Annotated in this window: 1 protein-coding gene (cut by a window edge); it reads left to right on the top strand. The window is 73.1% G+C overall.

Features of this window, described 5'->3' with window-relative positions; genetic code table 11:
• The first annotated feature begins 117 nt into the window (after positions 1–117).
• On the top strand, positions 118–11,670 hold the beginning of the coding sequence (locus OP04_RS19465; RefSeq protein ID WP_157240057.1) for a toxin glutamine deamidase domain-containing protein. The gene runs 25,413 nt beyond the window's last position; only the first 11,553 of its 36,966 coding nucleotides appear in the window; the start codon lies at positions 118–120; the stop codon falls past the right edge of the window.

Here is an 11,670-nt window from a genome sequence, read left to right as displayed (position 1 = left end):
GCTGCGGTGTTGGCGAAGTTGGATCCGGGTGCGCGGTTCCGTGCGGTGGCGTCTGTGGCGACTGATGTGGATGTGTTGTCCGCGTGGTCGGGCCGGCCGCTGCTGGATACCGATGGGTTGACGACGGTTGCCGCCGCGCTGCCGGTTGTCGGTGCCATGGGTGTGGTGGCGGTGAATGCCCGCGTGGGCGAGCCGGGGCACGTGTTCATGGCGGTGCGTACCGGCCCGGTCGTGGATTCGTCTGATCCGTTCGACGGTATCGCCTTCTACGACCCGCAGTCGGGAATGCAGGCCAAGGCGCCGATCGATCCGATTCGGCTGCGGTTCATGGAGGTGCCCGGCACGGGTGTCGACGTCTCCGCGATCGAGGCCGCACCCCGACGCACCCCGGCCGCCGAACGGCAGGCCGCCGAGGCGGACACGAACGCCGCGTTCGAGCGCGATCTGGCCGCTGGAACGGACTCGAAGGCCGGCGACGTCACGCCCGACGAGACGTCCACCGATCCCGATCCGCAGCACCTGGACCGCGTCCGCCGGCTCTTCCAGGCGCGCCCGTCCACGGTCACCGACGCGTCGGCGCTGGAGCGCTGGTCGGGGCAGCCGCTGCGGGAAGTCGCCGGCACGGATCCGTACGCGACGATCGCGGCAGCGCTGACCGAGCCCGGCGCGCTCGGGCTGGTCGTGCTGGACGGCCGCCCGGCCCCCGTGTTCACCGCGATCAGGGTGGCCGACGGCCCGGACGGCGTGGCGTTCTTCGACGGAGACGTCGACGCCGGCCGCAGCGGGGACGGCGGGCAGGCGTACACGCCGCCGCCGGGCGAGGGCCGGGTGCGCTTCCTGCCGATCGACGGCGCCATCGACCTCGACGCGCTGGGCCTGCGCCCGGAGACCGAGGCCGCGGAGACCCGCACCGCCACCGACGCGGTGCTCCGCACGGCCCAGCCGGTCGTCCAGGCCGTGCTGGAACCGGCCGTGACCCGCGCCGAGCGGCGTCTCACCAGCGCCATGGCCGCGCTCGAGAGGCACGACCGCGAGATGTGGTCGGCGGAGAACGCGCGGCAGCGGCTCGCCACCGCGACGACCGCGCTGGTGCGGGACCGGGCCGCGCACACCGAGGCGCAGGGCGCCTGGCAGCGGCTGAACGAGAGCATCGCGCGCGCCGACGTCCGGCTCACCGCTGCCGAGAGCGACGCCGCCCGCGCCCGGGACACGCTGCCGGCCCTGGAGGAGCGGGTCGAGAACACGCTCGCGGCGCACCGCGAGGCGCTCGCCTCCGGCCTGGACGCCCGGGTCGCGGAGGCCGACACGGAGCACCGTGCGGCGACCGCGGCGCTGGACTCCGCGCAGCAGCGGCTGCGCCTGCTCGACGACGCCGCCCACCGCCTCCGCACGGTCCTCGACCCGCTCCGAGCGCAGCTGCGGACGCTCGCGGACACCGCGGCCGACGCCGAGGCGCGGGCGCTCTCGGCCGCACAAATGCACCGCACCGCCACGGCGACGGACAGCCGCTACGCCGGCCAGGCCGACCTGGCCGTGGAGCGGGACCGCCTGGCCGCGGCCGTGACCGCCGCGCAGGACGCGCACCGCGACGCCTCCGCCGCGCTGCGCCAGGCCACCGACGGCCTGGCCGGGGTGCGGGCACTGCGGGTGAACGCGCTCCAGCGCCCGGACCGCGCCTACTTCAACTCCGTGCAGCGCGCCTTCGAGCGGTGGGACTTCGCCGAGCGCGACGGCGAGCTGGACCGGGTGCCGGCGATCGCCGACGATCCCGCCGTCACCCCACCGGACGTCCTGGTCGCGGCCGTGCCCGCGTACGTTGCGCAGACCGCCTTCCAGCGGATCCAGGCGATGTTCGAGACGGACGCGGCGAAGGCGCGCCTGGCCACGCTGACCGCGGACGGCACCGCGTTCACCGACGCGAACCGGCAGGCGGTCACGCGCGCCTGGACGCTCCAGATCTTCGAGAGCATGCGCCCGGTCGTCGAGGCCGCGATCGAGGCGAGCAGCACCCGCGCCCGTGCCATCGCGGCGGCCAACCCGCCGGACCGGGTCTTCGCGGAGCTGGAGCGCGCCGGGCTGCTGCCGTCGAAGACGGACGAGTTCTACACCGATCCGGGCGACGGACTGGTCGCCTGGCTGCGCGGCCCGGAGATCCTCGCGAACGCGGCCGAGGCGCGCGCGGCGCAGCCGGACACCGGCCTGTCCGCCCACCCGCCGTGGTACCTGCCCGCACACGGCGTGCTCGGCGACGGCTACCTGCTCGGCCTGATGGACCCGAAGCAGAGCGCGGCCGTGAACGCGCGGGTCGACACCTGGCTGGACGGCCTCCAGTCGAAGGCGCCGTGGGTGGCCGATGCGCGCGCGCAGATCAAGAAGCTGCTGATCGACCCGGAACGGGCGAAGAGCCGGGAGCGGGAGAACGCGCACTGGGAGTCGATGCTCCAGCACGGCGCGATGATCAAGGTGGGTGGCAACCGGATCCGGCTGCGCTTCGGCCTGCCCGACCTCGCCGAGGTCGACCCCGAGCCGATCGACCCGAACGACCCGGACGCGGGCGTGAAGATCGCGATCAACGAGTTCGGCGACACCACGTACGCGGACAACTCGGCGCGCAAGTCCCACCAGGCGGTGCCGGTCGCGCTGGAGCCGATCATCCACGCGTCCGAGGTCGGCGGCATCAACCACATGGGCTTCTCCGGCAAGGTCATCCCGGAGGCCAAGCAGTCGCGGACGCACGGCATCGCCATGGAGGTGCAGTCCGGCAACCGGGTGCCGCTCAACGACATGCTCAACTTCGCGGGCGCGCTGACCGTCCACGCCGACCTGACCGGCCCGGTCCGGCCGGGCCCGGTGCCGGCCGCGAAGCTGTTCGACCTGCGGGTCGCCGAGCCGCGCGTGTTCTCCAGCCCGGCGGACGGGCGCCCGGCCGGCCGCGGCCGGATCGTCACCGCGCCGGACGCGCTGCACGAGTTCCAGAACGTGCTCAACGCGATCGACCCGGGCCCGGCGCTGACCAGCCTGGACACCGCGCTGCGCGACGCGGGCGTGCCGGACGCCACCCGCGCCGACATCCTCTTCGAGATCGAGAAGGAGTTCCTCAACCAGAAGTCGGTCAAGCAGCGCAACCGCTGGTTCCTCACCGACAGCCTCTCCTCGTCCCGGGTCGCCACCAGAGGCGCCTGGTTCGAGACGAAGCGGCTGGTGCCGAAGGGCTTCGCCGGCCACGTCCTGGTCGGCGCGCACCCGGTCCGCCTGGAATACGTCGACACCACGGACGTGCCCGCGCAGATCCGCGAGGACATCGCGGAGACGCTCACCGGCCACGTCGGCGGCTCGCGCGAGTCCTCGGTGACCGCGCTGGTCGGCTGGGACCCGTCCGCGCCGGTCAAGAAGCAGGTGTCCGCGCCCGAGGTGGTCGTCAAGATCGCCGGCTCCGGCACCGGCCGGGGCGAGTCCGCCTCCGGGCAGGGCCAGTCGAAGGCCGCGGTCGCACGCGGCGACTACCTGGTCCGCTACCGCGGCACGCTGGGCGTGGACGTCACCGTGGTCTCCGACGACTACGGCACGATCACCACCTCGGCGGAGACGCCCGGTGAGATCGGCGTGTTCGACGCGGACCGCACCGACTTCGAGGCCCGCATGTTCCGCGACGCGCCCGCGGAAGCGCCGGTCACGCCGCCGCGGACGCCGCTGCCGCGCGTGTTCCGCCACCGGGCCGACGTGCTGGCCCACCTGAACGCGGGCGAGCGGATCGCGGTCATCCCGCCGAAGCACCTCTCCGGCCTGGCCAGGCTGCGCTGGCGCTCCGTGCTGGAGCACCCGAACGCGGTCATCGCCACGCGGGACGACCTGGACGCGGGCCGCACGCCGTTCGGCACGTACAAGGTGGACATCCTGGGTCGCCTGGTGCGCGTGCTGCCGCGCGGCATCGAGTCCCGCCCGGTCCCGCAGAACACGCAGACCACCGTCGGGGGGTACGACGGGAGCACGCCCAGCACGTCCACGACACCGAGCACGACGGCGACCCCGGGCACCTCCACGACACCCGGCACGACGGCGACGCCGAGCACGTCCACGACATCCGGCACGACGACGCCGAGCACGTCTACGACATCCGGCACGACGACGACGCCGAGCACGTCCGCGACGCCGAGCACGACCGCGCGGACGTCCCGGGCGACGAGCGCGCCGCGCGGATTCACGCCGATGGCGAGCATCCCCGAGGACGGGGAGCCGGTCGTGCTGACCGACTCCGGTGCGTCGATCGCGACGGAGACGCCGGCGCCGCCCGGCCCGGACCCGGTCAAGGCCCGCGAGCCGCTCGCCCTGCACCGCGGCCTCGGCCTCGGCGGCGGCGTGCTGGAGCGGACCGGCGCGGAGCAGGTGCTGCCGACCGTGGAACGGCTCATCGACGGCCGGATCAAGGCGCTCGGCATCAAGGGCGAGACGGACGGCGCGATCAAGTCCCGGACCGACCGGGCGCTGCGCGAGAAGTTCGGCGTGCCCGGCATGCGCGGCTCGATGCGCGGTTCCATCGGTGGCGGCGCGATGTCCCACCGGATGGAGGTCGACGGGTGGGTGATCACCGCCCGGGTCAGCGCCAAGATGCTGCCGCTGAAGTCGTACCGTGACGTCGGTGGCACCACGGCGAATCGGCCGGTTCCGGAAGGCCTGCGCAAGCGCCTCGAGAAGTACGGCATGACCGTCGACACGCAGACCAAGGGCACGCGCCAGGTCGACGTGATGAAGGACCGGCACCGCAAGGCCGGCGTGAAGGCCCGCGCCACGTTCCGCCTGCGCGCGCTCAAGATGATGAACGTCGAGCTGACACCGGCCATGGCCGGGTACGAGCACGTGCGCCACCGCAAGATCGTCGCGACGTCCGCGATCAAGGGGTACCGGCGTACCAAGGCCACCGGCGGCACGCGGCGCTTCACGTACCCGATGGTCTACACGGTGTCCGTGACGGCGCGGCGCGGCGACTTCGGCCCGGTGCACAGCATGGCCGCCGAGACGCTGGTCGGTGACCAGGTCTCCGCCACGGTCGCGGTGCCGCATTCGCTGCTGCGCCCGGCCGACCTGCCGCTGAGCACGGCCGACACGATCGGCCAGGTCACCCAGGGCGACGACCTGGACTCGGTGCTGCAGGAGGACGAGACGGTCCTGCCGCTGCGCGACGAGGGCCTCAACGGCATCCCGATGACGCTGCTGCGCACGGACGCGCTGGTCAAGGCCGCCGCCGAGCTGCCCGGCCGGGTCGACCGGAAGGTGGCCGCGGAGGCGAAGGCCAGGGCGGCCAACCCGAACAAGCTGCGCAAGCCGCCACCGCCCGGCTGGGGCACGGTCCCGACCGAAACGTCCGGCACCTCGTCCGACGACGCCTCCAGCACCTCGTTCGACGACGCCTCCGGCACGACCGAGCCCGAGGAGACCGGCGCCCCGCCGATCGAGCCGCACGACTACGACGGGCTCACCGACCTGCTCACCGACATCCTCGGCGAGGAGCAGACCGCGGCCCCGTCCGAGATGCAGGAACGCAGCACCCGGCCGACCTTCCTGGAATCGGGCGGCCCGCTGCTGGTCAGCGAGGACGGCCTGCCGATCCCGCTGCCCGACCTGCCGAACGGCGACCAGCACTCGCTGACCGTCTGGCTGCGCCCGGTCAACGCCCGGCACGAGACCCCGCTCGGCTCCACCGTGCACGAGAACTACGCCGAGTCCGACATCAAGCTCAACAAGACGACCGGGTACGTCAACGAGTTCGAGGCCGGCGCGATGGCCGGCCTGCTGTTCCCGAAGGCGAAGGCCGACGCGCACGCCGCCCCAGAGCACGATGCCGGCCCGAAGGAGCCCGAGCACCTCGAGACCGGCACGAAGCACGGAATGCTCGACTTCGTGAGCCGTGCCCGCAGCGGCGGCGGCACCACCCCCGCCTCGACCAGCACCGGCGGCACGCTCGGCGAGGCGGCCGGCCGAGGCGAGGACCACTCCGGCGCGGTGATGGGCCCGCGGTACCCGGGACCGACCGCCGGCGTGACCGGCATGGCCTCCCGCGGCCACGACACCGGCGCGATGGCCGGCAGCATCGCGCTGAACCTGGGCACCTACCAGGACGTCGGCTACCAGTACCGGGCGGACGCGGTCTACGAGATCCGGTACGACCGGTGGAACTACTCGCACAAGGGCGAGTTCCGCCCGGTCGGCACCGAGACCACGTTCCTGCGCGCCGAGGGCGGCGCCGAGCTCTCCCTCGCCCACCAGCGCGCGCTCCAGCTCGGCCTGACGCCGCCGGACGCGCCGGAGGGCGCGGCCAAGCCGCACACGCCGGCCCCGGCCGACCCGGACCTCGACTACATCGACCCGGACCTGGCGACCGGCGTCGCCTACATCGAGGGCGTCAAGGCGAAGGACGTGCTCACCACGATCCGCGACATGCTGGTCGACGCGGACCTGGCCACCCACGACGAGCTGAGCGTCGGGTCGACGTTCAAGTCCGGCCTGCTGGCGCACTACTCCGAGACCGCGCTCGCGGACAAGAGCCCGTCCGTGGACGCCGGTGGCGTCCGCTACATCTACGCGAAGCCGGCCGGGTACGGCCGCATGCGGTACATCGGCGTCAAGGTCACCCAGACGATGGACGGCCGCGCGCACGAGCAGTCCCGCCCGGACATCAAGGTCACCACCGGTGGCCAGTCGCTCGACATCACGAAGGACGCGCACCACACCGGCAGCGCGGTCGCCTACACGGCCGCGGTCGGCGGCCGCTTCGCCGACGACCACGCCAACCGGGTGTCGCTGGCCGTGGGCTACCGCAGCGAGCGCGGCGGGGCGCAGATCACCAGCGAGGTGCAGACCGACCGGGACATCCGCCGTGCCACCGGCAAGGACTCGGTCGCCCAGCAGTTCGGCCACGACCTGGACTTCACCATCGAGGTGTTCAGCACCACCGACTCGCCGGAGATCACCCGCCTGCTCGGGCGCGCCGCCGAGTCCCCGATGCTGGCGATGAACTGGCTCAGCGGCCAGCGGATGTCCACCGCCTGGCCGAAGCTCTTCGGCCCGAACCAGACGCCGGTCGACACGCAGCACGCGGACGGCACCGCGCGCGCGATCGTGCCCAGCCACCTCACCACGTACCGGCCGTCCGCACCGCACCTGGCCGCGCTGGCCGGACCGAAGCCGGTCGCCGCGCCGCTGGAGATCACGGCGCAGCCGCGCTACATCAAGACCCCGGACGTCTCCGACTTCGACCGGAAGCTCGCCGACGTCGTACACGGGCTGAAGCTCCCGCACATCGGCGACCTGGCCGGCTGGACGCTCACCGTGTCCGAGAACCGGTGGCGCCCGAGCACCGCGCAGATCAACCACCTGGGCGGCGAGACCATCCCGGTCACCGCGCCGCCGGCCAGCCGCAAGGTCGACCCGCTCGGCATCGACGGGTACGCCCGCCGGCTCGGCCTGGAACACGAGAACGCCCGCCACCGGACCAAGGGCCTGCTCACGCGTACGTTCGAGGTCGAGGGCCTGAACGGCAAGCCGGTGAAGGTGAGCGTCACGCTCACCAGAGGCCGCTGGATGACCCGCGGACAGGCCAACACGCTCAACTTCCCGGAGACGTCCAAGGAGGAGGAGAGCGAGTTCGAGCGCACCCGGCGCAGCGAGCTGGAGTACGCGCAGCGGCAGGGCGGCGAGTTCGCCGAGCCGGTGCTGGGCAGCCACGAGACGCCGCTCTTCGACGGCTCGGCCGACGCGACCGGCGCCCGCGAGAAGGAGAACACCGGGGCCACGTCCTCCGCCGGGTACGTCGAGGTCAACAAGATCCGCGAGGGCGACTTCGACTACTACGTCTTCGACGCCACCTGGACCCAGGAGGGCGACAACGACTACCGGATCATCGCGAAGGACGAACGCGGCTTCTTCGGCATGCTGCCGAAGGAGTGGGCGAACTCGCTCGCCGACGACCACCCGGACCGGATCGGCCGCCCGCCGGTCGACGTGTCCGACCTGGCGGCGTCGTGGAAGAGCGACGACGGGCTCGACCCGACGCTCGCGCCGCTGACCTGGCCGGCCGGCGAGACGCCGAAGCTGTTCGCCGAGAGGCCGGCCGACCTGCGCCCGGCGGTCACCGACCTGTCCGGCAAGGGCAAGGGCCGGGACACCGGTACGCCGACGGTCTCCGAGCCGGAGGCGCTGACCGTCGCCCGCGCCGCCGCCGACTCGCTCGGCCGCCCGGTCGAGCTGGTGCTGCGGGAGCCGGACGGCCGGCTCACCACCCAGCGCATCGAGCCGGGTCAGCGCTGGCTGGCGCTGGACAACGCCACGTTCGCGCGGATCACGGCCGAGGCGACGGGCGAGGGCGACCGGTCGTCGTCCGCGGGCCCGACGCGTACCGACGAGCTGATCGGGCAGCTCTACCCGGGCGGCCGGTTGCCGGAGGCCGCGCGGTCGCCGCGTACCCCCGATGGCCGGGACCAGGGCAGTGCCGCCGACGCCACGACGCCGACGCCCGTCGCCGACCGGCAGGCGGTCGAGGTCGAGGTGGAGAAGCGGGGGCCGGGCGCGTCCGCGGTGCTGCAGGTGCAGCGACCGGGTCAGGACGCCGCCCAGGTCTTCGTCGCCTACCGCACCACGGACGCGGGCGTGAAGTGGTTCGACCTGACGACCGGCCGCGCGACGCCCCCGGACGGCTCGCTCACATCCGCCCAGGCACTGCTCATCGACCCCACCGGCCCGCGCGACCAGACCCCCCAGGACCAGGGTCGCGAGGACCAGGACGAGGACCAGGGTCGCGAGGACCAGGACAAGGACCAGGGTCGCGAGGACCAGGACAAGGACCAGGGTCGCGAGGACCAGGACGAGGACCAGGGTCGCGAGGACCAGGGTCGCGAGGACCAGGACGAGAGCCAGGGTCGCGAGGACCAGGACGAGGACCAGGGTCGCGAGGACCAGGATGGGGATCAGGGGCAGGATGATCTGACCGAGGAGGAGCGTGCCGACCGCCGGGCCGGCAAGAAGCCCTCCCGCACCGAAGGCCGCCCCTGGTACGTCGAAGCCGGCGCGCTCGGCCAGGCCAACGTGCTCGCGGCCGGCATCCTCCCGGATCCGGACCCGAGCGCGGTCACCGGCCCGACCGCGGCGCAGCGGATCGCGCGGACCGCCCGGTCCTACGCGGACAGCCTGCCGCGCGACGCGTCGCTCACCACCGCGCAGGATCGCGCGATCCGTGACCTGGTGGCCGAGAAGATCGCCACGCTGCTCACCGCGCCCCCGCCCGGCACCGGCCGTACCGACGCGGCCGGCGACAAGTTCCTGGAGACCTGGGACGACGCGCTCTACCAGGGCATGCACGGTACGGCCGGCGACAAGCTGGTCTGGATCCGCCCGACGTTCGACGCGTTCAGCCCGGCACCGACGGTGGACGGCCCGCGCGTCTACAAGGTGAGCTTCGGCTCGACCACCTCGAAGAGCGCGGTCGGCAACGGCTCCGGCGGGATGGTGGAGACCGGCATCGACGGCTCGTTCGGCGGGCTCGGCCAGCACATCTCCCGGATCATCCCGCACGTGCCGGAGGTGAGTGCGACCAGCAGCGTCTCGACGTCCGCGTCGACGGAGCGCCGCCTGGTCGCCGGCCGGCAGATGTTCATCGACAGCTCCGAGGCGTACAGCGTCGATCTGAGCTTCGAGGTCTACCTGGACGGCGACCAGCTGGGCGCCGCCCGGTCGACCGCCTCGCCGGGCACGGCCGCGGTGTCGTTCCCGAAGCAGTACACCGACCCGGCCAACGGTACGGTCGCGCCGGTGCGCGCCGACGGCCCGGCCGGCCCGGTGCCGACGCCGGTCGGTGAGCGGCGCCCGACCCGGGCGCACCAGGTGCTCAACGCGTTCGCCGCCACGCCGCTCATCCTCGCCTGGCAGAAGGCGCTGGTCGCACGGTTCGGCGCGGAGAAGGCGCTGGCCTATGCGGAGCAGGGTGTCCGGCAGTTCCTCAACGAGCGGGCGGTGATCAACCGGAACCGCCTGCTGTTCACCACCGGCGACCGGGAGGGCGGCCTCCGGGGCGAGGCGGGCTCGATGCAGCTCGATCTCACCGTTACCCTGGGCGACCTGCAGTTCCTCGGCATCGCGCCGAACGTCGCGGTGCGCGACGACATGGGCATCGTGTCGGCGGAGTCCGAGGGCGTCGAGGGTTCCAGCGGCGCCGGCCTGGACTTCCAGCTCTTCGGGTACGGGCTGTCGGCCCAGCCGAAGCCGTCGGAGGACCAGAAGGACAACCGGCACAAGGGCATCTTCGGTGGCGGTATCGAGGTCGGCTCGACGCGCGAGTCCGGCGCCGAGATCGCGGTGGACGCGTCCAACCACACGGTGATCAAGCGCATCGAGGACCAGGCCCGGTACAAGCTCACCGTCCGCGGTGACCTGCTCACGTCCGGCGTGAAGGACGTAGCGCCGGTCTCCGAAGACCTGGTGATCGAGTTCGGCGTGCCGGAGTCCGAGCGCGCCGACTTCGAGGCCTCGCTGATCGGCACGACCGCGGAGACCGGCCGGCAGTACCCGGTACAGGTGCCGGCGGTCGATCCGGTCACCGAGACCGTCACGTCCAAGCAGGCGTCGGATCGCCTGGGCGAGCCGCACCGGCACGCGCCGCAGTCCCGCCACCCGCACCGGCAGAAGCCGCACCCGGCCGAGCCGCTCCAGCTGGCCACCCGCCGCGGGCACGGCGGTGGCGTGGTGGTCGGCCTGCCCGGCTCCGAGGCGGTGCTGCCGACGATCCTGACCGGCCTGCAGAAGCTCTCCGGCCGCGACGAGCTCGACAACGCCGTGGTCACCGAGGTGAAGACGCACGCGGGCCGCCCGGCGATGGAGGCGGACGCCGGCCGGGTGAAGGCCGGTCAGCCGTTCTCGGTGACGATCGACGGCACGAAGTACGACGTGCTGGTGATCGCGCACGAGGGCCAGCGGCGAGACGCCCGCGACTACGACATGGACGTCAACCAGCGCGCGGTCTACGGCGGCACCACCGAGGGCTCGCTCGGCGCCGAGACCGAGGTCGAGGCCGCGGTCGGCGGCGGCCTGCTCCTCTCGCTGCCGAAGAGCGTCAAGTTCCAGATCGGCCGGTTCCAGGGAGAGGCCGGGCACTCCGCGTCGCAGGGCCGGACGTACAAGGACTCGGTCAAGCACTACCGGCGCACCGAGACCACCGGCGCGGTCACCGAGTACGCCTACGACACCACGTACGAGGTGGTGCTCCGCAAGGAGGGCGGGGAGCGCCAGACCTACCTGGTCGGCAAGCCCGACCACACGGTCAGCCAGGTCGCGGTGCCGGAGGAGCACCTCGCGATCCTGCCGGTCCGGCCGATGCAGCGCAGCGAGGCCGGGAAGGTGCAGACCTCCAAGTCGGCGCTGCCGTCCTGGACCGCGGGCACGCACGTGCCGTTCGGCAGCAAGGGCGCCTCCGGCACGTACCCCTATTTCATGGTGCAGCCGGGTGTGGTCGCCGCGGCGGCCCGCGCCTACCGGGACCTCAACGGCCTCGACAGCACCTGGTACGCGGAGCCGCTGAACTGGCCGCAGCCGATCTGGAAGAGCGGCGTCCCGTCCGAGCTCGGCTCGCACTTCGCGGAGCAGACCAGCGAGGGCGGCTGGGCGATCTCTCTGCCGGACCGGGACGGC

It is taken from the genome of Catenuloplanes japonicus (genome assembly GCF_000717135.1).
Classification (GTDB): Bacteria; Actinomycetota; Actinomycetes; order Mycobacteriales; family Micromonosporaceae; genus Catenuloplanes; species Catenuloplanes japonicus.
The sequence above is the reverse complement of the archived record's forward strand: the minus strand, read 5'-3'. Positions and strand labels throughout refer to the sequence as shown.